20 protein-coding genes are annotated in these 24855 nt (G+C 43.2%); 5 read left to right on the top strand and 15 right to left on the bottom strand.

Annotated elements, in window-relative coordinates; genetic code table 11:
• Positions 1-8: 8 nt before the first annotated feature.
• Positions 9-1574, top strand: coding sequence for a DHA2 family efflux MFS transporter permease subunit (locus tag L4C39_RS02470; RefSeq protein WP_429744315.1), 1566 nt, complete (start codon positions 9-11; stop codon positions 1572-1574).
• 9 nt (positions 1575-1583) lie between these two features.
• Here L4C39_RS02470 and L4C39_RS02465 read toward each other — a convergent pair whose 3' ends face one another.
• The 3 genes from L4C39_RS02465 to L4C39_RS02455 form a co-directional block, all read right to left on the bottom strand.
• Entirely contained in the window at positions 1584-3089 is a 1506-nt protein-coding gene (locus L4C39_RS02465; protein WP_429744210.1) for a GGDEF domain-containing protein, read from the bottom strand.
• A 14-nt stretch (positions 3090-3103) separates the two neighbouring features.
• Positions 3104-3604, bottom strand: coding sequence for a hypothetical protein (locus tag L4C39_RS02460; RefSeq protein WP_429744208.1), 501 nt, complete (start codon positions 3602-3604; stop codon positions 3104-3106).
• A 213-nt stretch (positions 3605-3817) separates the two neighbouring features.
• Positions 3818-5704: a methyl-accepting chemotaxis protein gene (locus L4C39_RS02455; protein WP_136994794.1), complete on the bottom strand. Its 1887-nt coding sequence runs from the start codon at positions 5702-5704 to the stop codon at positions 3818-3820.
• Positions 5705-6310: 606 nt separating this feature from the next.
• Here L4C39_RS02455 and L4C39_RS02450 point away from each other — a divergent pair.
• Positions 6311-8404, top strand: coding sequence for a methyl-accepting chemotaxis protein (locus tag L4C39_RS02450; protein ID WP_429744206.1), 2094 nt, complete (start codon positions 6311-6313; stop codon positions 8402-8404).
• 110 nt (positions 8405-8514) lie between these two features.
• Here L4C39_RS02450 and L4C39_RS02445 read toward each other — a convergent pair whose 3' ends face one another.
• Entirely contained in the window at positions 8515-9747 is a 1233-nt protein-coding gene (locus L4C39_RS02445) for a serine/threonine protein kinase (protein ID WP_113800059.1), read from the bottom strand.
• A 375-nt stretch (positions 9748-10122) separates the two neighbouring features.
• Here L4C39_RS02445 and L4C39_RS02440 point away from each other — a divergent pair, with 375 nt between their 5' ends.
• Positions 10123-11022, top strand: coding sequence for a helix-turn-helix transcriptional regulator (locus L4C39_RS02440; protein ID WP_113800061.1), 900 nt, complete (start codon positions 10123-10125; stop codon positions 11020-11022).
• A gap of 137 nt (positions 11023-11159) precedes the next feature.
• Here L4C39_RS02440 and L4C39_RS02435 read toward each other — a convergent pair whose 3' ends face one another.
• Together L4C39_RS02435 and L4C39_RS02430 are read right to left on the bottom strand one after the other, a co-directional pair.
• Entirely contained in the window at positions 11160-12620 is a 1461-nt protein-coding gene (locus L4C39_RS02435) for a sodium:solute symporter family protein (protein ID WP_113800063.1), read from the bottom strand.
• Positions 12621-12632: 12 nt separating this feature from the next.
• Entirely contained in the window at positions 12633-13568 is a 936-nt protein-coding gene (locus L4C39_RS02430; RefSeq protein ID WP_113800065.1) for a DMT family transporter, read from the bottom strand.
• A gap of 196 nt (positions 13569-13764) precedes the next feature.
• Here L4C39_RS02430 and L4C39_RS02425 point away from each other — a divergent pair, with 196 nt between their 5' ends.
• Positions 13765-13890 (top strand): hypothetical protein, encoded by a 126-nt coding sequence (locus L4C39_RS02425; RefSeq protein WP_301337535.1) that lies wholly within the window; start codon positions 13765-13767, stop codon positions 13888-13890.
• Between the two features lie 178 nt (positions 13891-14068).
• Here the strand turns inward: L4C39_RS02425 and L4C39_RS02420 are convergent, their stop codons facing one another.
• From L4C39_RS02420 to L4C39_RS02395, 6 genes are all read right to left on the bottom strand, one after another.
• Entirely contained in the window at positions 14069-14800 is a 732-nt protein-coding gene (locus tag L4C39_RS02420; protein WP_429744202.1) for a DUF3726 domain-containing protein, read from the bottom strand.
• Positions 14797-16584, bottom strand: coding sequence for a hypothetical protein (locus tag L4C39_RS02415; RefSeq protein WP_429744200.1), 1788 nt, complete (start codon positions 16582-16584; stop codon positions 14797-14799). The genes L4C39_RS02420 and L4C39_RS02415 overlap by 4 nt, the downstream gene beginning before the upstream one ends.
• 182 nt (positions 16585-16766) lie before the next feature.
• Positions 16767-18401, bottom strand: a complete 1635-nt coding sequence (locus tag L4C39_RS02410) for a BCCT family transporter (protein ID WP_113800071.1) — start codon at positions 18399-18401, stop codon at positions 16767-16769.
• 136 nt (positions 18402-18537) lie between these two features.
• Positions 18538-19536, bottom strand: a complete 999-nt coding sequence (locus tag L4C39_RS02405) for a membrane dipeptidase (RefSeq protein ID WP_017051352.1) — start codon at positions 19534-19536, stop codon at positions 18538-18540.
• Between the two features lie 87 nt (positions 19537-19623).
• Positions 19624-21084, bottom strand: coding sequence for an aldehyde dehydrogenase family protein (locus L4C39_RS02400; protein ID WP_429744313.1), 1461 nt, complete (start codon positions 21082-21084; stop codon positions 19624-19626).
• Between the two features lie 64 nt (positions 21085-21148).
• The gene (locus L4C39_RS02395; protein WP_136994779.1) at positions 21149-21547 is read right to left on the bottom strand and encodes a RidA family protein; all 399 of its coding nucleotides are present in this window, start codon (positions 21545-21547) and stop codon (positions 21149-21151) included.
• Positions 21548-21703: 156 nt separating this feature from the next.
• On the opposite strand from L4C39_RS02395, the gene L4C39_RS02390 reads away from it, so the two are divergent.
• A complete protein-coding gene (locus tag L4C39_RS02390) occupies positions 21704-22600 on the top strand; it encodes a LysR family transcriptional regulator (protein ID WP_171755737.1) in 897 nt (298 codons plus the stop codon).
• 105 nt (positions 22601-22705) lie between these two features.
• Here L4C39_RS02390 and L4C39_RS02385 read toward each other — a convergent pair whose 3' ends face one another.
• From L4C39_RS02385 to L4C39_RS02375, 3 genes are read right to left on the bottom strand one after another with little or no spacing between them, the layout of a single operon-like run.
• Positions 22706-23563: a hypothetical protein gene (locus L4C39_RS02385; protein ID WP_113800078.1), complete on the bottom strand. Its 858-nt coding sequence runs from the start codon at positions 23561-23563 to the stop codon at positions 22706-22708.
• The gene (locus L4C39_RS02380; RefSeq protein WP_371711510.1) at positions 23563-24471 is read right to left on the bottom strand and encodes an ABC transporter ATP-binding protein; all 909 of its coding nucleotides are present in this window, start codon (positions 24469-24471) and stop codon (positions 23563-23565) included. The genes L4C39_RS02385 and L4C39_RS02380 overlap by 1 nt, the downstream gene beginning before the upstream one ends.
• Positions 24468-24839, bottom strand: a complete 372-nt coding sequence (locus L4C39_RS02375; protein ID WP_017054466.1) for a GntR family transcriptional regulator — start codon at positions 24837-24839, stop codon at positions 24468-24470. The genes L4C39_RS02380 and L4C39_RS02375 overlap by 4 nt, the downstream gene beginning before the upstream one ends.
• Between the last annotated feature and the right edge of the window lie 16 nt (positions 24840-24855).

Raw genomic sequence — 24855 nt, 5'->3', positions numbered from 1 at the left:
TGGCTGAAATGGTTGCTTCAAATACACAAGCCGAATCAGTAAAGCCGAAGGAAACAACTTCTGAAGTTTCTTTACGTAGCTGGATTGCACTGATGGGCGGTATGCTAGGTTCATTCATGGCGATTTTGGATATCCAGATCACCAACTCATCGCTCAAAGATATTCAAGGCGCACTGTCTGCAACACTCGATGAAAGTTCGTGGATTGCGACTTCTTATTTAGTTGCCGAAATGGTGGCGATTCCGCTTAGTGGTTGGTTGTCTAAAACCTTAGGCAAACGCCGCTACCTTACGGGTACAACCGTGATCTTTGGTTTGTCTTCATTGCTTTGTTCTTTTGCTTGGAATATGCCCTCAATGATCGCATTTCGAGCTATACAAGGGTTCAGTGGTGGAGCATTAATACCGCTCGCATTTTCGCTGGTGGTGCAATTACTACCACTGCATAAACGTGCGCTTGGTATGACCTTGTTCGGTATTACCGCGACGTTTGCGCCTTCCATTGGTCCGACGCTTGGTGGGTGGCTAACTGAAAACTTCTCATGGCATTTCATCTTCTATATTAACTTAGTCCCTGCTATAGCAGTCATTGCGATGGTGAGGTTCGGTCTAGATGATGAAAAAATTAATATCGAATCCCTTCGCAATGCTGATTGGGCTGGTATTTTGTTGATGGGAGTAGGGCTTGGCTGTCTCGAAGTCGTTCTAGAAGAGGGAAGCCGAGAAGAGTGGTTCAGTTCAACCTTCATCACTGCGCTTTCAGTTATTGCGGTGGTCTGTATTACCTATTTCATCATTAATGAATTGTGTCGAAAAGATCCATTAGTGAACCTGCGTTTGTTGGGGAATCAACGTTTTGCAATGGCATGCTTTACCTATTTGATTTTGGGGATGGGATTGATGGGATCGATTTATGTGATCCCACTGTATTTGACGGAAATCCAGCATTACAACGCGCTTGAAATTGGTGAAGTACTTATGTGGATGGGGTTTCCTCAGTTATTGATTTTCCCTTTTGTGCCTAAAGTATTGAAGTTCATAAAACCCAAATATTTAGCGGCGTTCGGTTTTGGCATGTTTGCGTTGAGCTGTTGGATGAATACTCACATGACGGCTGATTTTGGGCATGATCAATTGGTCGTATCAATGCTCATTAGAGCAGTTGGTAGCCCATTTATGATGGTGTCTTTGTCAATGGTGGCGATGCAAGGCGTTCCGAAACCTAGCGTACCGGACGCTTCGACGCTAACCAATATCATGCGTAATTTGGGTGGTGCGTTTGGTATTGCGATCATCGCAACGTTACTTGATAACAAGGCTAGAGAACATTTAGCACACGTTCAGAGTAGCCTGCCGAGTGTTAGTTCTGATGCATGGTATTACTTACAACAACAAGCTCAATTTTTCATTGGTTCAGGAAGTGACCCTGTGACGGCGAACTTGCAAGCAAACTCAATGCTGATGTCGACCATGTATCAAAATGGTCGGATCATGGCGTACAACGATATTTTTGTGGTGATGACGGCATTCTTGTCTCTTGCCGCGGTGATGTTACTTGTCAGGAAAGAGAATTAAATCAAAAAATTATGGGTGTGTTGGAGGCAGTCCGTCGTCGTGATAATTGTTTTCTAATTGAGCGAAGTTAGAACGGTTAGTTTGGTTTGATATGTATTTATCACAAATGATGATCTGGTTTCGACCGTTGTGTTTTGCTTGATATTGAACATGGTCAACGTAATCAACCACATCTTCTATTGTTGTGTTGAGCAAATCTTGTTTTGTATAGATGCAAACCCCAGCAGAAATGGTGATGACCTTTTCTGTTGGGCTCGTTTTATGTTCAATCTCTAATTCGTGCACCATTTTGCGGATCTTTTCGCTTCGAGTAATCGCTTGCTCAAGATTGCTAATATTGAGCGTCACCACAAACTCTTCGCCTCCGACTCTAAATGCCTTTTCGTTCTCATCGACCGTATTGTCACTTAATACTTGGGCCACTTTTTGTAGTGCAATATCGCCTAGGTTGTGCCCATAAGTGTCGTTGTACTTTTTAAAGTGATCGATATCGACATACATAATGGCGACGTACTTTGATCGATTTTTAACTTGAATCTCAGCCAGTAGTGAATTGAATGAACGTCGATTCAGTAATCCTGTTAATGGGTCATTACGAGTCAGGTATTCAAGCTCTTTGGTGTGAATGGCCATTTTCTTAATCAGGTGCGTGAATTCGGTAGAGAGTTCACCGATCTCATCATGTCGATTCTGTTCTGGGATTTTTGTTGTATCGATATCTTTAATATCACGCTTCATACATTTTGAGAGTGATTTCAATGGTGCGGAGATGTGAAAGGAGAGCAAACCAAGAGCAGGTAAAGCAATGGCTAAAGCGACGAATAACTCGGACAGAGCATCGAATAATATGACATGCTCCACTTTCTTAATCGAACTTATATCGTAGACCATGTCAACTCGTCCACCAGCGCTATTTGTTGTGGGTAGAGAGAGAAATAGAATGTTCTTTTCTCTATCAAAATAGGACGCGTTGAATTCGTTATTGTTATCAAAATCGAAGTGGTATTTTGCTTCGAGTTGGTTGGAGAGCTCGAACGTATTGAGCGCTTCTTTAGCTCTATTGAGCAGATAATTGAGTTTAACGATATCCCCTTCATTAGTGGCTAAGCGTGCTTGAATCCTCTCAATTCTGTCTTTAGTGTTTTGTTGGAAATTCAGCGGAAAATGAGAACGCCATACTTGGCATACTTCGCGATCGAACTGTACCTCGATAGGGATGCTCCTATTATCTGAACGGCCAACAATTTTGAGGTACAACAGATCTGGCGTATTCATTAATTGTGTTTTGAATTTAGGCAATAGGAGATTGGAATAGTTGCCACCGGAAATAGCGGTACTGATGTCAGAAATCAGAGGAATGGCTGCCTCTTGATGAAATGCAGTTGTCATACTAACGGTATTGTTGATCTCATTCTTGTGGTGCTGATAGGTCAAACTCGCGATGATCACTAGTATCAACAACAGATGTGAAGCAAATATTTTGGTACGGATAGAGTGAAATATGGCAATTTTCATAGTGTATCTCAGAGCTATTTATCGAATATTTCGATAATTGGAACCGCACAGGTGCCATTGATACAGATGTCTTGATGACCAAGATGGCAAGCGTAGCAAACCTCCGTCGCAAAAGATGGATGTTGCGAACTGATGTCATTGCCATTTATATCATAGGTCCCATACATCGCCTCTCCAGCGAGATGTTCAGTGACAAAGACAATATCCTGATCTTCATATATGGCAACCGCAGTGATCCCATCAGGGTATGGACCATGATTCTTGTAAGCTTTAACTCTCTCCTTGGGAACAAAAATATTGAGCTTGGTGCCCTGACCGTTATTAATCCAGTTATACATTTTTACGGTTTCTTGAACGAAAAGGGCGGTGTTTGGAGGTAGAACGACATCGTTGCCAGGGAGCACACTCTGTTTTACTAAGATCATACTATCAATATCATCGGGAAATGAAGCGATAGAGGTAGCGTTTGAATGCCCAGACATGAGTAACGCTAAAATTAGATAAAATCTCGCCATAATGCTCTCTTAGCTTTTCAATCTAAACGGGTGCTATAAAGTTAAGTCTAGACAATAGCTGGGAATTTTGAGGAAAAATTCACTTTTTACTTACGTTTATCGGCCACAACTAGAGCTCACGCATGATATGGCATGAACGAGGGCATTAAAGTGTTATGACGGCATAAAAAATGGCGCATTGAGCGCCATTATAAATGTATATGAAAGCGTCCGTTAAGAGAGCTTAAAGGTTGCTACTTTTTCACTCAATTCAATGGCTTGTTGTTTGAGTTCATTTGACTGCGATAAACTGTCCTCAGAGCCAATAACAAGCTGATCGGTCACATCTTTAATCGACGTCACATTCTGCGTGATTTCTCCCGTTACATGAGTCTGCTCTTCTGCCGCCGTAGCGATCTGAGTTGCCATGTCACTGATTAATGTTACCGCAGAGCTGATCTCCTCTAGAGCAAGGGTCGCACGATCGGCATCTTCAACCGAGCTTGTTGCTAAAGTCGAGCTGCTTTCCATTAACGAAACTGCGCGATTTGTGGTGTGTTGAAGAGTGTCGATGGTTGATTTGATCTCTTCCGTTGAAGTGTGAGTTCGTTGAGAAAGCACTCTAACTTCATCAGCAACGACGGCAAAACCACGGCCTTGTTCGCCAGCGCGAGCGGCTTCAATCGCAGCATTAAGTGCAAGTAAGTTGGTTTGCTCTGCAATGCCTTGAATCGTTGAAAGAACCGTATTGATCTCTTGTGCATGTTGCTGTAACTCGCTGATCACAGAACTAGCTTCGCTGACTTCATTAGCGAGGTTATTGATTGAGCCTTTAGTGTGAAGCACTAATGTGTGGCCTTCGTTAGTACTCGTTGATGAGTTTTGTGCAGCTTGAGCGGTTTGTTCAGCATGAGAGGCAATTTCACGAGTAGCAGATGCCATTTCGGTAACGGCGGTTGCAACCATAGTGATCTCTTGTTGCTGGAGGTTAAGCTCATTCACTGAGCTATTCGCACGCTTAGCACTTTGGTCTGACTGATCGGTTAATTGGTGAGATTGCTGACGAATGTGACCAATCAGGTTTTGTAAACTCGCGACGAAAGTATTGAAATTGTGTGCCAGTTCGCCAACTTCATCTTCGTTTTCAACATGGATGCGCTGAGTCAAATCACCACTACCATTTGCGATCTGTGCGAGCGCTTCCGATACATAGTTCAGTGGGCGGAATAGAATGTTACATAACAAGTTGAATAGTAGTGTACAGATGATCACGACAATACCCGTCACTAAAATTTGACCGTATACCGCATCAAATAGTGGAGCAACGAGAGAGTTGTAATTAATGACACTCACGGTCATCAAGCTCGTGCCTTCGATACTTTTTGCGTAGATAACATACTGCTCGCCATTCAATTCAACCTGCATATCTGAATTGCTGTTTGCGGCTTGTTGAAGTGTTGGGAAATTAAGTCCTAGCTCAGAAACGGGCTTGTTTAGCAATTTAGTATTGGGGTGAGTGAAAATATTGCCTTTATCATTGGCAATGAACATGTAGCCTTCACCCGGGAGAATGACCTTTTCCATGCTATTTAGGATATCGGTGATCTCTACATCTGCACCAAGTACTACTTGCTGACCATGTAAATCAAGCGCTTTACCAAGAGAAACAACATTAGCCCCTGTCGCAGCGGCAACCGTTGGGTTATCCATGAACACTTTTGAAGGGTTTGCGACGGCATTGGTGTACCAGCCCCATTTACGTGGGTCATCATTACCAGGTGGTAATACGACCGCATTGGCGTTTGCTTGTGAGCCATCAGGGTAAGCTAAGAAAACATTATCAAACTTAGCAGAATCTCGAACTTGCTTTAAATGCACCACAATCGCGGCTTTGTCTGCTTCTGAAGTGAGCGACTTGAGTGCTCGCTCTTTTGACACCAGCCAGTCAGCAACATACTGATTGTACGAAGCGGTTGTACTTTCTAGTCGCTGTTCTACTTCAATATCTAGTCGATCTAATGATGCATTAAATGATAACGCTTCTACCAACACGCCCCCTAAAATGATGGCGGCGCTTGCGGATATGGCTAGCTTGTTTTTTAGAGATAGTTTTTTAAACATAATAATTCTTATTTTTAATTGTATTAGTTAGCAGCATGCTATGGCTCATGAATCTGAATTATTATAATTTCACAGCTCAAAATAAATAATGATGAAGATCTTATATTCGACATTTAAATAGATGCGAATTAAGTTTCTGTAATTAAGTGCGATTTATAAAGGAACTAGTTCAAATGCTGAAGAGGTACACGGCAGTTATTTTTGAAGTGGTTTGCAGGTTTTTAAAATTGATAGAACTCAAGTAATTGACAGATAGCATAATACTTTTTAGTTAGGTCGATAGACAAAACAGAAGAGATGGTACCGCTATGAATGACATTTAGTAGGTAAGATTACTATCAATGGGTAAATGTAAATTGAATTTTTAGTGTTTTGTTTCAGAGGGTTAACTGTCTTGTTTTGATTGTTTGATTTGGTTCTGTTTTGTGTCGGGTTTTGATGGAATTCGCTTAGTTGAATCCGTTGTTCATAACGAATGCTATCTTGTTAATCTTCTATTCATATTTCTAGATATTGTGTTCATCTATCTTCTATATACTGCTGATTTTTAGGCTTTACATCATTAATACAATGTTATGTTTCAATAAAAGAGGGTAAGCAATCGGCATGTTTAAAAGTATTCGTACACGTATTGCGCTAAGCGCGGGATTAGCGATGGCATTTACATTGCTGATTGCGATGGGAATGACAACCAATGCATTCACCAAAGTAAACCAAGAGATAACTGAAAAGGTTAAGACTCAACTAACAGAAGCAACTATCGCAAATTTGCAGGCGACGGCATCAGAGCAAGGCAAAATCATTTCCACCCAACTTTTCCCTGTACTTGCTAACCTATCTCAAGTTCGTTCAATTATTGAATTGAGTGCTGAGTCTCAATTGGGCGCAGATACCATCGTTAAACAATTTACAGCAGCACTAGAAGCGCAAGATAAAGCAGTTTTTGCAGGCTACATGGTGTGGGAAGAGAAAACGTGGCCGCTAGAAACCGAAGTAGGCGCAAGCGATGCAATGAATAGTAAAGGTTACTTAGCGCCATTCTTTTCTCCCAATTCAAACAATAGTTTTGATGCTGTTGCAATGGAAAGCTTCTCCAACACCGCGCTGAATAGTAATGGCGAACGTACCGATGATTGGCACTTAATGCCTTATGAAACGGGCAATACTTTTGTGATGGAACCTTATATGTACCCGGTTCGTGGCAAAAAAGAGTTGATCACCACAATTAGCCAACCTTTAAAATTGGACAATAAAATCATTGGTTCACTCGGATTTGATCTCTCGCTGATCGAGCTGCAAGGTCAAAGTGAAGCACTGGCTGAAAACCTATTTGATGGCGAAGGCAGCATTATCATCTCATCTTGGAAAGGGGCAATGCTTGCCAATAGCCGAGATAGTGTGAACGTCGGTAAAAAAGTGCCAAGCGAACTCTATTCTCGCTGGTCAAAAATCCAGTCTCTGGCGACTCAAAATGACATTGGCATGTTGACCATTGGCGATCAAGAGTACGCGATTACTTCAGTAGATACTTCTGGGGCTGCATGGATTGTTATGGTGTCAGTGCCGACCAATAAACTGACACAAAGTGTTGCGACTTTTGAGAATTGGAGCAGTGAACAGAATTCAGGTGCGATTGAGCAAGGAGTTATTGCGGGTTTAATTGCAGCTATTGTTGGTATTGCCGTGATGGGTGTGATTGCTAACTCATTAGGTAAAATCTTGATCAATCTTGTCGAGCGTTTTAAAGATGTGGCTCAAGGTGATGGCGATTTAACTTACCGTATTGAAGTGAAAGGTAAAGATGAAACCGCGCAACTGGCTTTCTGGTTCAATACTTTCCTAGAACGAATGCAAGGTATGTTAAGAACCGTGATGGATACCGCGGAGCAAGTGGACAGAAGTGCAACTGCAGGTCAAGAACGCGCAGCTACTTCAAAAGATCAACTGAATATCCAAGTTAATGAAGTGAACTCTTTAGCGACGGCTATTAATGAAATGAGTGCAACAGCACAAGAAGTCGCAAGTTCTGCTGTTCAAGCAGCGGCAGCAGCAAGTCAGGTTCAAAGTAACAGTTTGAATGGCATGGGTCGAATGGACAACGCAGCATCAGCGGTAGACGACTTAGCGCTTCAGGTTAACAATGCACAGCACCAAACGCAAAGCTTGGCGGAATCAAGCGCGGCTATTCAAGGTATTTTGACTGAAATTGGTGGCATTGCAGAGCAGACTAACTTATTAGCCTTGAATGCAGCAATTGAAGCGGCACGAGCAGGTGAAGCGGGACGTGGATTTGCGGTTGTGGCAGATGAAGTGCGTAATCTTGCGACTCGCACGCAGTCTTCGACAGAAGAAATTCGTTCGATGTTGGCGAGGTTAGAGCAAGAAACACAGTCAATCGTAGTGCTGATGCAGCAAAGCCAACAACAAGCGGTCGATACAAAAGAAGAGACACAAGCGGCACAACAAGCTTTGGCTGAAATTAACCAAGCGATTGATGTTATTAATGATATGAATAATCAAATTGCTTCAGCAGCGGAAGAGCAAAGCTTAGTAGCAGAAGAGATTAACCGTAATGTTGTCGTTATTAACGATACTGCGGTCGATGTGATGGATAGCATGTCCTCATCAGTATCAATTAGTGGTGAGTTAACCGAGAAGGCAACGGATCTTCATGATGAGCTCAATAAATTTAAGATTTAAATCTGAATATTGAATTCATCGTTACAAAAAAACCGCATCGAAATTGATGCGGTTTTTTTATCATAAAAAGCGGCGGCGGATTTCGATTTAACTGAAATCAGCCATGCAGTTTAATATTCCCAATGCTCGATGTTGTGAGCACCTGCGAATTGGTTAGGGAAATAATCTTCACATGTACCTTCGCGCCATACATCGGCAGTCGCACAGTGTAAGCCCCCTCCAAATGCATAGGCATCGCGTAAATCAACAGGAACCACCTCAAACCCAAGTTGGTCGAATTGCTCCATTTGGCCTGTTTCAGACGCTTCAACACACACCGTTTTATGATCTAGAATCAAGGTGTTCATTGATAACCAAGTACTTGAGTAGCAAAGTGGTGGTGGGTTATCCCAAGCAGGTTTAACCGCTTCAACGATTTCCCAATCATTCTTCTCAAAGATCTCACGTTGCCCAGCAAACAACGGACGATTCGGGTTGAGTAACATTAACCCCGGACGCAATGGACAGAAAGTTGCATCAATATGAATCGGGTGATTATCTTCAAAGCTTAGAGTGTGAACTCGATATCCTTGAGGCTCATATTTACGCTTGATCCAGCGGATGCCAGCAAGGTTTGTGGTTAAACCATGTTGCACAAAAATATCTTTCCCTAAACGCATGACATCGGCAGCATCGAATAGAATGTCGGTCTCTTTTGTGCTGTACTCTTTACGCAGCGAACGCTCCATTGTTTCAGCATCAGACATGTATTCGTAAGCGGCAACATAATCCATGCGGAAGCTATCATCAGACAAGCGTGGGCGTGGTGCTTGCTCAATCATGCAACTTGTGTCTGATTCGAAATATTCACGCATTAAATCGACATAAGCCAAATATTCGAAGTAGCGGCTACGGAAGCTCATTGGTGCCATCAGCATGCTTTTACCCATGGTCAGTAAGCAATCACGCGGTGGCATTACACCGAAACCAGAGCTGATACTAAAATCAGGAGTAGTGATGCGCTCATTCCAATCTACTGCTCCTGGGCGATCGACAATGATATTGCGGTCTTCTAAGATCTTAGCAAACCCATTTAAGCACTCATTGGCACGATCGATAGATTCTTGAGTCCGTCGACCTGCTTTACTGCCACGCATAGGTGAGTCAGCGGGTATTTTTTCATTACTAGCAGGGCAAGCTTCTGGAATATGTTGGTTATCAGCAATGCCGACAATAACGTGGCGAAGTGGGTCAAAATCATTATAGGATTCAACGTGCAGTCCGGGTCTAACAATCGGAGCACCAGAATCTTTTCTTTCTAGTGGTAAAGATGCATTTGGATATAGGTCATTAGAAACACTCATTATAAATCTCCAATAGAATATAAAGTACTTAGTAGTAAGTCCCTTTATTATTAGTGTTTACTTTATGTTTAATATAAAGCTATTAATAATTTCTGGTAGTGTAAATATTCAAATTAATATGTGTGGTTTATTATGATTAGCAAAGTTAATTACTGCTTTTCAATGACATTAATATCGCGCTAAATGATGGCTGATAATAGTCATTTAATGCTGAGGAGTGGCGGTTTTATGCTGGAGAACTTTAAATGTTAGCCCCATGCATGATGAACATCACGATTGGCTTTGGTGCTAGTGTGTGACATCACATTTATAGAGTCATGATGTTGGTGTTTTGTAGCTGATGTATATAGTTAAGCCAGACATTGGAGGTAGATTATGTGTCAACGTGTTATTGCTAATACGCCTAAATTTTTGATGTTTGATCTACAGAAGTTGAAAGAAACTGAGCATCTTATTTTTGGTGTCGATTATATATTGATACGCCCGAAAACATCCGGGTGCACCTTACATTTGGCGAATACTCACTACCAATTGCATGTCGGTCAGTTAGTGTTACTCGCACCTTTTAATCCGTTTCGACTCTCGTTAGAAAAGCACAAAGACCCGACTGATTGCGATGTTTTACATTTTCGATTAACTGCCCTAGGCCAGACATTTGTTGATAGTATTCAATTTGATATGATCAAGCAGATGCTTGAAAAATCGAGTTATGGAACCTTGTTTGAAGGCGAGGAAATCCATGAGATAACTCAAATTTTGGATAAAATGGAGAACACACTGGAGTTTGGTCAGGTTTTAAATTTACTTGGGTTACTTGAAGAACTATCTAAGTTAAAGCCGACTCGTTACCTTGCTGATTATCGGTTTGAAGTCAATAATATTAAACGCACTGAAGATCGTGTGCACGTCGTGTTAGAGTACATTTCTGAACACCTTTCTGAATCGTTATCGGTGACCAAAGTTGCTGAGCAGCTATATATGGCTGATAGTACGTTTTCTCGATTTTTCCATGCGAACCTTGGCGTTACATTCCGTCAGTATGTGATTGAACAGCGTGTAAAACAGGCGGCTAGATACTTGGTATTAACCGATTGGACGATTGCTCATATTGGGTCTGAAGTTGGATTTTCTTCCTTATCTAATTTTAATGCTAAATTCAAACAATTATTAAGAACAACGCCACGAGAATATCGTATTAACCATATAGATATGAGAAAGGATATATCTAACAGCCGTGCGCTTGAGGGGCAAATTCAAAGTCAATTAACGAGATAATGAACTGTTTTAATATATTGAGAAAAGGACTGCTACGAGCAGTCCTTTTTTCTCATATATGGAGAAATTAATGTATAGAGAAAAAACAACGTATGGAGAGAATAATTGATGGCGAACATAATTTATGGAAATAATATTTAGTGATGTGATATTTCCATAGATGTTGATTTCATATCGAAAAATTTGGCCACAACCCAATACGTACCACAGGCAAGTAGCGATGAGTAGATAGGGGCTTCGACCCAACCTAAGTCAAATTTTAGAAACAGAAGGCAACCTGAGCCAAAACCAATGATCATAGAAGAGAGTGCAGCGTAGATATTTGCGGGGATAAAGTGGGCAAGTAATGTCGGAGCCACTAGTGCCGCCATTAAGGTCCCTGAGCCAAGAATCGCTAGCATTGATAACATGAAAGGGGGAGCAAATAGCATGACGATGAATCCGGTTATTCCTAACAACCATACCGCCCCACGATTTAATACCAACAGAGAAGATTCAGATAGTTTACAACTAGGCCATATCGATTGACGTAAATCGTGTGATACCGCACCTGCAATGGCGTGCAAAACAGAATTGGCTGTCGATTTCATCGCGAACAAAATAAACAGCGTTACCACTGCTGAAATAGATGGTGTCATGAAATGGGTAAGGAAAGTGGGCATCGCTTCATCGGGGGTGGCAAGATTTGGTATTTTGATGCGGGTATATAAGCCAGCCAAAGGAACTAAACTCAGTAAACAAGAAATGGGCAGCATATAAATTGCGACATGATGTAGCTTAGTGGTTTTCGCTAATGCCATAAATCTTACCGACATATAAGGTAATGTTGTGGTGTAGATAAACGCATACGGAAGCACAAGGAATACATGCAACATCGTTGAACCGTATGGGCCAGAATCCTCAGGAGAGAGCAGTTTTGGATCAATGGCATTCAAATTAGAAATGAGTTCACTAGGTGACATATCTGAAAAAATAGTGACGACAATAATCAGAGCAGAAACACACATCCCTATCACCATAAACGCATCGGTAAAAGCAACCGCGGCTAACCCTCCTATAGAGGTATAAATAATGATAATGCCGATCATTAATAGTGCCGCAGTATTATTATCAATGCCTAGCCACTGACCTGCCAATAATCCGAGAGCCTTTATTTGTCCGACCAAAAATACGAGTAATAAAATGATAGTGATGATTGCAGCAAAAGCTTGAGTCCAACGTTTGATTATCTCAGGGCCTTCATGGCTACGAGCTATATATTCTGGGATGGTAAAGCTTCCAATTGCTTGTGCTTTTTGATGTAGAAATCGAGCACAAAACAAAACCGCAAATATTATCCCCGGAGCAAAGAAGAAGTTTCCAAGAAGTTCGATTGAACCGTATTTGTAGGCAACACCTGGGGAGCCCATAAATCCCCAACCGGAAAATCCTGTTGCGACAATTGTGGCGGCTCCAATAAAAGGGCCAAGGCAATTGGCGGCTAATAAAAAACCGCCTTCACCGTCATGAGCTTTCATGATTTTGTTGCTGTACAGCGCGAGCCCTATCATGATGAACACTGTCACCAAGAGGAGAATCCAGTTCCATGAAGTGTTCATAATAGCCTCCGGTTATTGCGCGGGTTGTTCTTTTTTAATTGCAGCGTGTTTTTTGGTCATACTGATGACAATCTCACCCATACCACCACCAATGACCAAGATGCCACCAAGGGTTTGTAACATAGTGAGTGATTCACCAAACATGGCAATCCCAATCCCTGCGCCTACAACCGTTTCAAGGTATGACACACACGCTAACTCAGCGGCTTTTAAATGTTTAGCTGCAATAGTAAGCAAGCTTAGAGCGCCGAATCCGATGAAGAATCCCATAGAGATTAACCAAATCCATGAGCTGGTATCCATATCTGCAAGCGATGGTGGTTTGACGACAAAACAGGCCCCAATGGCTACGGCACCGAACAGGAAGTTAAAGAACGAGCGTGAATCTGAGCCAACATCGGTACGGTAGCGGCTGAAGAACAGGTAAAGACCATAACCAACACCTGAAGCTAAACCAAGCATGTCTCCGATAAAGTTCTCTTTAGAGAATGACAACGACATAGTAAGCCCATCAGCAGGCGTGTAATTAATAATGCCTATGATGAATAAGCAGCCTATGAATACTGCGGTTAATAAGGCTGCGGTGAGTTTAGATATTTTTTCTTTTAAAAAAATCGCGGCTAAGATGGTTGAAAATACGGGGCCGGTATAAATAAGAAATACTGCATTTGCCAAGGTCGTATACTGAGTTGACGAGACGTAAGCGGCAAGACATAAGCCTAAGCAAGCACCGCTGGCAATGACAGTTGGCGTGATTTTTGTGGCTTTCATGAGGGCAGTTTTACCCTGATACATCATTAAGCCGAAAATACAAATTGCACCGACTGTCATACGAGTAAACGCGATGACATCACCGCTGGTGTTAATGTTTCGAGCAAACAATCCCACACAGCCCATTAAAGCTGCAGATATTATCATCGTGGAATAGCCTAGCGTTTTGGTGTTCATGACTGACTCCTTTTGTGTTTACTGTTAGGTTGGTCACAAAGGGTTCCACGTCCAGTCGCTTGATAATAAAAAAATACAACGACAACCACCAAACAAAGAACGATGTTTGCAACGATAAAAGCATCGATTGACCAGTAACCTGTTAGCATGTTCATTCCTTTTATAAAGGGAAAATCGCAACATATGGATTGATGTAATGTGGTATGTAGCAATTGATAATTATATTGATGGAGTCATGATGGAAGAACTAGCCAAAACCTGCCGTCTACCTACTGATTACTGCTCACTAGATCTAAAACGTGAAATGAGTAAGTCAATATGAGCCAGTTAATTAGAATACAGAGAAATATGCGGTAGGGAAAATAGATCGTTTTTTAAGCTTTTTCCCATTTAGGTGTGATTTTGTAGATTATGATTGAGTTAACATTGACTAAAAAAGCCAGCCTGCATAGTGCAAACTGGCTTATCGACCCGATAGATCCGTTTTAGATTACTCTGCTTCAGATAACTTCCCCGGCTCCTTTTACAGATTGGTCACTATTTTCGACAAGAATGGCTGTGGCCGTCTGTTTTAAGGTGTTCCACTCGCTGTCATCAACGAAAATACCCGTTTGCCATGCATTCTCTTGAGTTTGAGCCAGTTCATTGGAGTCAATGTGGATACTGTAATCCTTAGAAAGGTAAGCCACATCGAAATCCTGAATGGAAAGTTCGATTGTCATATCGTGGAACTGCTCTTCAGATCCTTCAATAACGTCGGACAAAAATAGCTCGGGCGTTACACAACCTCGATTGAGAATATACAGAGTGTGTTTCGGGCTAGTGCCATTGTTCCATTTTGCAGTACAAGCAATGCCTTTTGCGGCCAGTTTGACTAATTCACTATAAGCTAACCAGCGGTTATGGCAGTTTGTTAGCTCTATGGTCATCTTTTTAGAACCAACCATTTGCTCAATCGCGTAATCAATAATCACGGGTAAGTGGCAAGCTAGGCTACAGTTATGCAGATCAACCTTAATGGTACTTTCCGGGATGGTTTGAATATCCACAGGACAGTCTTTCTCCATCTTCATGTAATCGCTAGCGTTGTTGAAATGGCGCACGCCGTGTAACCCGACCATTTGTAAATCAGCAACCATGTTGGCGATAACGTCCGCTTCGCCGCATGTGCGACGCATACCTAGGAATGCTTTATTGACCGCCGCGACGAGTTCATTGTGAGAAACGATCATAAGCTTTTTCCTCCATGCTGTTGATCCGCAGACTGTGCGCTGGGGCTGGATAAATCGTCAGTCGCTATCTTTTCCTCTATTAGAGACTCATTCATGAGAGGCTCACTTGGGAGTAGCGGAAATATCCAGTTGTCTTGTTGAGTTTGATCGTGAATTTCATCCAGTAATGGCGCACCTTGGAAAAAAGTGACTCGTACCCATCGGTCTGATCTTGGATCAAACTTTGTTGCTCCGAAGACCGCTAATTTACAGCGTAGCAAATGCATTGGTAGGGACGACTGGTGCAAGACGTTCATCTGAATATCACCCATCGCTTTATGCCCTAAAGTCCACACCCTGCGTGAGATCGCTCGAAATTGAGGTTGTCGAACAAGAAACTCTGCCAAAGACAATTCTGGTGCGTGTTGCAGTAATGCATGATAAAGACGGTACGCCTGACGACCAATATCTAATGGTAGTTCTCGCTCCTCACCTGGTTCTTGTCCACGAATTCCAAGCCTCGGCTCTTCTTTATCTTGAGAGCGATACCAAAACCAATAGTTATTTTCTGGCTGTGTAAAGTCAGTGGTAATTGCCCAGCGATAGTTCTTTTCTAATACCGCCAACAGATCCTGTATTTTCTTTCCATTCGGCAAAGATAAGGTTTCATTGCAGTTCATTAGATCTTGATAGTCATCGACGAGATCAGGGTAGATCTCCATCAAGCATGAAATGAGTACTTCTTGAGCTTCTAAACTCATTTGCTGTGAGTGGTTAACGAGTTCGCTCCACGTTTGGTATTGAGCAATTAAAGCGTCGACTGAAGTGTTGAATTGCGTTAAATCATCAACGGCGGTTGCATTTAATTTCTGCTGTGTTTCGTTGATGGTGATGACCTGTTTAAGGTGAAGGATCCCTTTTTGGATCAATGCTTGAAGTTCACTCGATTTGTTAGGATCCGTTTTGCTTTCAAGTACCGACGCGAGTGCTGTTTCTCGCGTAGTCATCCACTGATCGACAATGCTTGGGTGGTTGATCAAGTAGGGAGCCATGCCTAAGCCCGTGGCATTTCCGACCCCAAGATAGCGCTGCAAGCCTCTATGTAAGTTAACGGCTTGCTCGCCGCCTTGCTGTTTCGCAAGGTAATGGACCCAATCTAGACTGAATTCACGCAGAATATAGACCGCACACATTTGGGCGCTGAACGATTGATTAAAATCAGGGTTATTTTCTAAGATCTTAAAATCAGCAATACCAAACTTACCATTACCGTAAACTGCAGTGGTGCGTAAAATGTAACCGACTTCAGCCAACTCTTGTGAGGTGGGCTGTTCACCTTTCGCTAGGTGGCTGACAATGTGTTCAAATACTCGAACACTCTTGTTTGCTCGTGCTAACACAAGGACATTATTAGGATTTCGTCCCGCTTCTTGCAGTGGAACATTGGCTCTTAGTTGCTCTAATAACGTGACATCCACTTCGCCGTAGATTAGTGCAAAAGTCACATCCCATTTCTCTGCTATGACTCGGTCATTACGTTCTTCATCGGCAATTTCATCACAGAAAACAACCAAGTGATAGACATGGTTTGGGGTCTCCAGTTTGTATACTACATGACCAAAACCTCGCGGGCAGAGTTGCCATTGGTGTTTGGTGACTTGCCATTGCTGTTTCGCCATTTTACGAATCATAGTTCTGACAAAACTGATTCGAGTTTGGTGCATAGCGCCTAGCCTTTCAGGTGCCATAACGATGTCTGCATTTCGCAGTTGTGCTTCAGTGTAGGTAGAACGATGTGCATCCATGTTGCTCACCACTTTTTAGTTATTAGATGTCAATTTATACGAGTGTTAGTCACAAGATTAGGGGTACTAATTTGTTCACTATTCAGCGTGTTTTCTATTGCTGTGAAGTTGAGTGCGAAGGCGAGTGAACCCGCCTTCGGTATTTCATCCCAACCTTCGCTTCTTCTTATTCTTCTTCTTAGTTATAAGCCTTGCTCTTTTGCCATTTTGATAGCGATTTGCGGCGCATTCCAAAGTGAGGGCAATAAGATCAATGAGACTGGTACCGCGGTGATAACAATGAAGGATTGCAGTGCCGATATTCCGCCAGATCCTAAGGAGATCAATATCAGTGCAGTTACCCCCATCATTACGCCCCAAAAGGTTCGGATGATTGCGTTGGGCTCTGTTTCACCACTGATCACAACACTGATGGTGTAGGTCATTGAGTCACCTGTTGTCACAATGAAAATGGTGGTCAAAATCAAAAACAGAATGGAAATAAGCATTGGGAATGGGAGCTGTTGAGTCACCGCCAGTAGTGCGCCCGGCAAGTTAAACCCTTCAAATGCTTTACTTACACTCCCCGGTTCTGCAATTTCAAATGCTAAGCCAGAGCCACCCACAATCGTGAACCAGAAGCAGGTCACAAGTGGAGCAATGATGCTAATGGTCGTCACCAACTGGCGAATACTGCGACCACGGGAAATACGGGCAATGAAGATCGCCATCATTGGGCCATAACCTAGGAACCAACCCCAGAAGAATACTGTCCACCAACTCAACCAACCTTCGTTTCCACGGTAAGTCGCCATCGGAATGAAATTATCCACCATACTTCCAACGCCCTGGATATAGCCGTTAAAGATAAAGTTCGTCGGGCCAAAAATCAGAATGTAGATCATCAGAGCCATCGCGAGAATCACGTTGTAGCGACTTAGCATTTGCATGCCTCGGTTCAAACCACTCAGTGCTGATAAAGTGTATAAAACGATGGCGAAAAGAATGATGATCAGCTGAGTTGTGAATCCGTCAGGAATATCAAACAGAGCGTTTAATGCGTAACTCACTTGCAAACCTAAGAACCCAATTGGACCAATGGTTCCTGCGGCTACCGCGACGATACAACATGCATCGATCAATGCGCCTGTTTGACCTTTTAGAGCTCGCTCACCGAGAACGGGATAAAGTAAAATGCGAGGTTTCAGCGGTAAGCCTTTGTCATAATGTAGGTGCATGACCACAATCGACGTTAAGCTGCCTACAATTGCCCAAGCGAGAAATCCCCAGTGCATGAAGGATTGCGACAGCGCGTTAACGGCACCTTGTTGTGCATCTTCTTGCGCGCCATAAAGTGGAGGAGGACTGACGTAATGCGCAATAGGCTCTGCGGCTGCCCAAAATACGCCACCGCCAGCAAGCAGGGTACAGAAGATGATTGCCATCCAGCGAAATGCGTCCATTTCTGGTTTCGCGATACCGCCCAGAACAACCTTGCCCGTTCGTCCTGCTGCCAAGCCAATGCCAATTAAAAAGGTTAGAAGCAGCAATATTTGCCAATATGGGCCAAAGACTTTCACTGACCACGCAAAGCCAGAATTCACCAGACTTGATAGTAACTCCCCATCAAATAAAGCGATGGCAACGAATAGGGCAATGAAACCGCCGCTGTACCAAAAGGCTGGGTTATTCAGGCCTAACTTATCTGATGTGGATTCATTTCCCATACTTGATGTGGCTGATGCATTTGACTGGCTCTTTTTCCCCGCAGATAGCGAAGCATTAAGAGTCGCCGCTTCTAAGTTCGAAGTTTTCACGCTATTGGTTAAATCAGACATACTCTGACTCCAGAGGTTTCTTTGTCGCCACCCTATAGTTGAGGGCGACAAGATGTGTGTTTACTTAACACCTGTCATATTATTTTTGTGTGAGACAGGCTGTTCCATGTTTGGGTTACGGCTATGACGAAATAGGCTATTTCCCTTGTGACATAGGCTCTAGCCCATGTTTGAGGAAGTTAAACCAATTCTCACCCAGTACTTGTCCCGCCTCGGTTTCACTGAATCCGTGACGTATTAATCCGTTATAAATATTCTCCATTCCTGCGCTACCGCAGAACCAAGGTAGTGAGTCTGGCCAGCCTGAATTACTTGCTGAACCTTCTCCATAATCCATTGTTTTCGACCAACGCCCATTGCGCATCCACTCAAGTACTGCTTGTGGTTGGTTCAGGCATAAGTCGCTACCGATACCCAAATGTTCAACACCAACCATGTCGGCGGTTGTCGCGACCATTTGGCAAAAATCTTCTAAAGTACACTGGCTGCCATTTGGCAAATGGAATGGGTATAAACTGAAGCCGATAAGGCCGCCACGTGCTGTCAGTGCTTTGATTACATCGTTTGATTTGTTACGCAGTGCTTCATGAGCAAAAGTAGGGTTGGCGTGGCTGATACAAATTGGGCGAGATGAGAGATCAATCGCCTCAAGAGTGGAACGTTGCGCACTGTGAGACATATCAACAATCATCCCAACCCGATTCATCTCTTGTATGGCCTGTTTCCCAAAGCGAGTAATGCCAGTGTCATTCTGTTCGTAGCAACCCGTCGCTAATAAACTTTGGTTGTTGTAAGTGAGCTGCATGATTAACAACCCTTGCTTACGCATCACTTCGATGAGGCCAATTTCGTCTTCAATAGGAGAGCAGTTTTGCGCCCCAAGAAAAACGCCAACTTTACCTTGCTGTTTTGCTGTTTCTACATCAGCCATTGAATGGATAGGCAGGATGAGATCGGAATTTTGCTCGAACCTTAAGTTCCACTCAGCGAAGCGGGTGAGTGTTTCACGGGTATTTTCGTGATACACCATGGTGGCATGAACCGCAGTAATGCCACTGGCTTTTAGGGTTTGGAAATACTCGCGATTCCAATTGCAGTACTGTAATCCGTCTATAACAATCCGTTGCTGGTACATAACCACTCCTCAATAAACAGTCTTAATTGCGTTGGGTGATGGTGGTATACCGAGATACCACCGAGCTAGAATTTCACCGAGCCGTAATTAGTAAGGGCGTTGATAGGCGGTTTTCACCACGGTGTAGAACTCTTTTGCGTATTGGCCTTGTTCGCGAGGTCCAAAGCTTGATTCTTTACGTCCGCCAAATGGGACGTGATAATCCGTTCCTGCTGTCGGTAGGTTAACCATGACACAGCCAGTTTGAGCTTGTTGTTTGAACATAGCGCTACTGCGTAAGCTTTGAGTGATAATGCCGCCCGTTAAGCCGAATCGAGTATCGTTGGTGGTGGCAATAGCTTCGTCGAGATCTGATACGCGGATGACACTTGCCATTGGAGCGAAGACCTCTTCTTGGTTCACTTCCCAGCTATTTTTGGTATTCAGGAACAGCGTTGGAGACATGTAGTGGCCCTCATGCTCTAGATGTAAACGTTCGCCACCAAATGCGAGTTCTCCGCCGCTTTGACGTGCTTTTTCGATCCAACCGAAGTTTGCTTCTAACTGATTACCGTCAACAACGGGCCCCATGAAGACGCCATCTTCTAATGCGTGACCCACTTTTAATTCGCTCATGCGTTTGATGAGAGCTTCAACGTATTGATCGTGAATACCATCCATTACCACTAGGCGAGAAGACGCGGTGCATTTTTGTCCTGCACCTGAAAATGAGCCTGCAATCGTAGCGTCGATGGCGGTTTGAATGTCGGCATCATCGGCAATAACCAACGCGTTCTTACTGCCCATCTCTAGCTGACAACGGACAAAGTTGGGTGCAGTTGCGGCGGCGACTTTACGGCCTGTGTCGACAGAGCCTGTGAAGCTGACACCATTGATTTCGGTTGAGTTGATGAGTGCATCTCCAACCTTAGAGCCGCTACCTAGCACAAGGTTGAACGTACCTGCTGGGATCCCTTGACGATGGATAATCTCAGTCAATGCGACCGCACTGGCAGGGGTTAAATTAGCGGGTTTCCAAATAACGCTGTTACCAAAGGCGAGAGCTGGGGCGATCTTCCAAGCGGCAGTCGCGGTCGGGAAGTTCCAAGGTGAGATGATGGCAATAACGCCAACGGCTTCGCGAGTGACTTCAACTGAAACCCCTGGTCTTACTGAATCAGCACTGTCTCCGATTTGACGAAGCACTTCCGCAGCAAAGTATTGGAAGAATTGGCCTGCACGGTAAATCTCTCCACGACCCTCAGCAAACGGTTTTCCTTCTTCACGAGAAAGTAGGGTGCCAAGCTCATCACAACGGGCAATCAGTTCATCGCCAATCGCTTGTAGTACCGCTTGCTTACGTTCAATCGGTGTTTTTTCCCATTCAGGCTGTGCTTGTTTTGCGGCTGAAATCGCGTGTTGAACTTGCTCTTCACTTGCTTGAGCAAAATTGCCTAAGTTTTCTGAAATATCAGACGGGTTGATATTGGCAACGGTACTTATTCCTGATTGCCATTCTCCAGCGATGTATAAAGCGTTCTCAGTTGGCAGGTTCTGTATTTGAGTCATCATTCTGTCCTTGTCACGGTGAGGCTGTGTTTGAGTCCGACAGCCGAACAATAAATGGGGTGGTTTATTCTGGTTGGGAAGCGGCGGCATAAACGACAAATTCAACCAGCATTTCTTCACGAGCTAACCCTGCAACGACAATCGCAGCGCGGTTTGGATAGGGGGCATTAAAATGCTCAGCATAAATACGATTAACGGTTTGAAGGTATTCACGATCAGTAACGTAAATCAGCACTTGCAGAACGGAATCTAATGATTCGCCAGCGCATTCCAATGTGTGAATAAGGTTGTTAAAGGTTTGACGGGTTTGAGCTTCAATACCTCCTTCCACTACCGCTCCTGTATCGTCGATAGGAATTTGTGCGGTATAAAGTGTGCCGTTATTAACCACTGCCCATTCTAGTGGTGCTTTTGATGCAAAAAGAGAGGTCTTAACTGGGTGCTTTTTATTTTGAGTGCTCACGGTTTTATCCAACTTTGTAACAACTATGTTTCAATGTGGTTAAATATTGCCCGTTGACACTTGATAAATCTAACGGTAAATTTTGTGCATTTGATAAATAAAACTTATCACCTTGCTTGGAGTGAGGAATATAAAGGGCTGTAGGGAGATGGGCAGATGAGTATTAAGCTACAACAATTAAAACATTTTGCTTTAGTTGTCGAAGAAGGAGGGTTCCGCGCCGCTTCTAAACGTGCAAATCGATCTCAAGCAGCACTTTCGACCTCAATCAAAGAGCTTGAGAAAATTTTGGGGCAATCACTTTTTGAATCGGGCAATAAATCAACGTTGACGCCTTTTGGAGAAATATGCGTACCCAAAATCACCCAATTTTTGAATGTGTATAGCGCGTTAGATAATGATTTACGTGCCGCCGCAGCAGGGCAACAAGGGCGGGTTAGGATCGCCAGCGTGCCTTCGGTTGCAGCGAAACTGATTCCGAGTGTGCTTGGGGCTTTTTGTGAAAAGTATCCCAATGTGGAGGTGAGCCTTGTCGACGATAATGCGGCTGGAGTAGAAGCAAGGTTATTGTCAGGAGAGGTTGATGTCGCACTCGGCAATAGCTCTCATTTAGATGATGGTGCGATTGATTTCACACCTTTGATATCCGATCCCATTGGGGTGGTGTGTTTGAGAGATAACCCTATCGCTGCTCAAAGTGATGGAATTGAATGGCATACATTGTTGAAACAGCCGTTCATCCGCAATGGTACGTGCACGCTTCTTGACCCTACACCAGCTCGGGCGTTAAGTGAGCAAGCACTCTATTCCGTAGAAAATATTACCTCTCTGTTCTCTGTATTAGAGCTTGGAATTGGAGTAACGACCTTACCTAAATTGGCATTCCCTACCAATGAAACAAGGTTAGTGTGGATCCCATTAATCGATCCGCCACTTAAACGTCAAATTGGAATATTTCGGTTAGCGGATCGAACCATCTCCCCCCAAGCGCAAGCTTTTCATGACCTATGTCTGCAATATTTAAATTATACGGATGATGCTGAACTCAATTAGCTTTGAATCGGAGACAGTTTGGTTAATCAGCTTCCTGAAATGAAAAATCAGCCAATGCGATGAACATTGGCTGATCTTTATTTATATCTAGATGAGAACAGGCGATTAGTGACCTGAGAATAAGCCTTTAAGAGATGGCTCATTAGTTTTACTCAGCATTAAACTGACCGCTAATCCTCCAGCACCGAGTGCGTAGTAAACCACTAAGTTAACGATTCCTGCCTCCGTGAAACCGCTAAAAGGATTTGGCGAGAGCGCTTTCAAAGGAATAGACAGAACAGCATTGAAAAACTCACTGATTCCATGAAAACCAAACAGATAAACCGATAGCCATTTGAGGGCATAACCACCTACGACCATGACTAGGACAGGGGAGCCGACAACTTGTGAAATCATTAGGGTTATGCAAGCTAAAGGTAGAAGCGCTAATGCAACAACGACCATTCTGGCTAAGAAACCTAACCAATTAAACAACACATAAAATACGGATTCTTGGTTTATAAGAAGCGAGAGTTGCTGATCACTGACTTGGTTGATAACCCACAATGATAGGTCTGCCGCAAGCACGAGTGTTGAACAGATAACGGGGATGACCAATAGTCCAAATACGAGCTTAACGATATGGGTGGTTAAGTGCGAAACGGGCATGCTACGCCAGAACATGGAGCTACCTTCTTGGCGCTCTTTTCTCAGCGTTTTAGGTAGGTACAAAGACGACAATACGAGAGAGACTAGCCCAGCAGCAGAGGCGATGAAGAGGTTTATATTTGAAGCAAAACCTTGGTGAATGTCACTGATGTCGCCACTAACTTGCATTTCGTAGAATAAGTTGCCTTGGATGTTAGTGTTCATTAATAAGCTGATAAAAATCAGAAAACCACATGCCAAAATAAACAGAGGAACGCGCGTGATCATCTTATGCTCAATCAGCTCTTTTTCGATCATATAAAAACTTGAATGCATTACGCTTCCTCTCTTTGCAGAGCAATAAATAAATCGGCTAAATTGGCAGTATGAATATCACCTAAATTAGCCACTTGGGTTTTGTATTCTGCTTTCAGTAACCATTTCATTGAACCTAATCCGGCTTGGCTCGAAATAGGATCTAGCTTACGGATTTCATCATTATGGGTACTATTTGCTTCAAGAATGAAGTAGTTCTCATCGACATTTTCCATACTATCTTGCAGCACAACGTTTCCATTTTTTAGGATCAAAACATCGGTAAGCAGATGTTCTATTTCAGAAACTTCATGACTCGCGATGATTAGTGTGCGTTCTCCATCGTGAAACCATTCAAGCAAATGACGGTAAAAAGTATCGCGGTAGAGAAGGTCAAGGCCAAGAGTCGGTTCATCGAGAATGAGCACTTTGGTGTCGGTTGCAATCACAACAGCGAGATGCAGTTGAACTTTCATCCCTTTTGATAGGCTTTTGATTTTGCTAGAGGGTTTGATCTCTGTTTTGGCTAATGTTGCTTTGGCTTTTTTAATATCAAAGCTTGGATGCACGCCTGATGTATATTTCAGTAGCTGTGCCACACTCATCCAGTCTGGCAGTACATTCACATCAGAAATATAGGCAAGATGCTCCATAAGCTTTGCGTGTTGATCAATGGGATGGCAACCATTAACAGAGATCTCACCTTGGTAACGGTGAGCGCCAAGCAGTGCATTAATTAATGTCGATTTTCCTGCGCCATTGTGACCGAGTAGGCCTAATACTTGTCCTGCATGCAGTTCAAAGCTTACATCGTGCAGTGCATTGTTGCTGCTCTTAGAAGCATTGCTTTTAGATACAGGGTTCTTGGAAATATAGCTATTAGAAACATAGCTTTTAGAAACGTGCTGTACACTTACTAAAGGATTCATTTTTCACCTGTCATGTGCTGTTTTAGCTGTTGTACGAATTCATCTAAGGGCATATCAATTTGTTTTAACGTTGCCGCAATCGTCGGGATCTGTTGTTCAAAAAAATCTGATTTTTGTCTCTCTTTTAAAGTCTTTAATGCCCCCAAAGCGACAAACATCCCTTGCCCACGTCTTTTTTCAACCAACCCTTCATCGACAAGGAGTTGATAGCCTTTCATTACGGTTAAGTGATTGATCTTTAAATCGGCCGCCACGGTTCTTACTGATGGAAGCGGTTGTTCCTCTAACCAAATACCTTGCAGAATTTGCTCAGTAATCCTTTCACTTAACTGACGAAAGATTGGCTGATTATCATGCCAGTCCGTCATTTCTTACCTCTGCGTA

Source organism: Vibrio clamense (assembly GCF_050337905.1).
Lineage (GTDB): Bacteria > Pseudomonadota > Gammaproteobacteria > Enterobacterales > Vibrionaceae > Vibrio > Vibrio cortegadensis.
The sequence above is the reverse complement of the archived record's forward strand: the minus strand, read 5'-3'. Positions and strand labels throughout refer to the sequence as shown.

What these genes read in the sequence shown, in the direction of transcription:
- L4C39_RS02470 (WP_429744315.1), top strand. Translation starts at nt 9, where the DNA reads ATGGTTGCTTCAAATACACAAGCCGAATCAGTAAAGCCGAAGGAAACA.
- L4C39_RS02465 (WP_429744210.1), bottom strand. Translation starts at nt 3,089, where the DNA reads ATGAAAATTGCCATATTTCACTCTATCCGTACCAAAATATTTGCTTCA.
- L4C39_RS02460 (WP_429744208.1), bottom strand. Translation starts at nt 3,604, where the DNA reads ATGGCGAGATTTTATCTAATTTTAGCGTTACTCATGTCTGGGCATTCA.
- L4C39_RS02455 (WP_136994794.1), bottom strand. Translation starts at nt 5,704, where the DNA reads ATGTTTAAAAAACTATCTCTAAAAAACAAGCTAGCCATATCCGCAAGC.
- L4C39_RS02450 (WP_429744206.1), top strand. Translation starts at nt 6,311, where the DNA reads ATGTTTAAAAGTATTCGTACACGTATTGCGCTAAGCGCGGGATTAGCG.
- L4C39_RS02445 (WP_113800059.1), bottom strand. Translation starts at nt 9,747, where the DNA reads ATGAGTGTTTCTAATGACCTATATCCAAATGCATCTTTACCACTAGAA.
- L4C39_RS02440 (WP_113800061.1), top strand. Translation starts at nt 10,123, where the DNA reads ATGTGTCAACGTGTTATTGCTAATACGCCTAAATTTTTGATGTTTGAT.
- L4C39_RS02435 (WP_113800063.1), bottom strand. Translation starts at nt 12,620, where the DNA reads ATGAACACTTCATGGAACTGGATTCTCCTCTTGGTGACAGTGTTCATC.
- L4C39_RS02430 (WP_113800065.1), bottom strand. Translation starts at nt 13,568, where the DNA reads ATGAACACCAAAACGCTAGGCTATTCCACGATGATAATATCTGCAGCT.
- L4C39_RS02425 (WP_301337535.1), top strand. Translation starts at nt 13,765, where the DNA reads ATGTGGTATGTAGCAATTGATAATTATATTGATGGAGTCATGATGGAA.
- L4C39_RS02420 (WP_429744202.1), bottom strand. Translation starts at nt 14,800, where the DNA reads ATGATCGTTTCTCACAATGAACTCGTCGCGGCGGTCAATAAAGCATTC.
- L4C39_RS02415 (WP_429744200.1), bottom strand. Translation starts at nt 16,584, where the DNA reads ATGGATGCACATCGTTCTACCTACACTGAAGCACAACTGCGAAATGCA.
- L4C39_RS02410 (WP_113800071.1), bottom strand. Translation starts at nt 18,401, where the DNA reads ATGTCTGATTTAACCAATAGCGTGAAAACTTCGAACTTAGAAGCGGCG.
- L4C39_RS02405 (WP_017051352.1), bottom strand. Translation starts at nt 19,536, where the DNA reads ATGTACCAGCAACGGATTGTTATAGACGGATTACAGTACTGCAATTGG.
- L4C39_RS02400 (WP_429744313.1), bottom strand. Translation starts at nt 21,084, where the DNA reads ATGACTCAAATACAGAACCTGCCAACTGAGAACGCTTTATACATCGCT.
- L4C39_RS02390 (WP_171755737.1), top strand. Translation starts at nt 21,704, where the DNA reads ATGAGTATTAAGCTACAACAATTAAAACATTTTGCTTTAGTTGTCGAA.
- L4C39_RS02385 (WP_113800078.1), bottom strand. Translation starts at nt 23,563, where the DNA reads ATGCATTCAAGTTTTTATATGATCGAAAAAGAGCTGATTGAGCATAAG.
- L4C39_RS02380 (WP_371711510.1), bottom strand. Translation starts at nt 24,471, where the DNA reads ATGAATCCTTTAGTAAGTGTACAGCACGTTTCTAAAAGCTATGTTTCT.
- L4C39_RS02375 (WP_017054466.1), bottom strand. Translation starts at nt 24,839, where the DNA reads ATGACGGACTGGCATGATAATCAGCCAATCTTTCGTCAGTTAAGTGAA.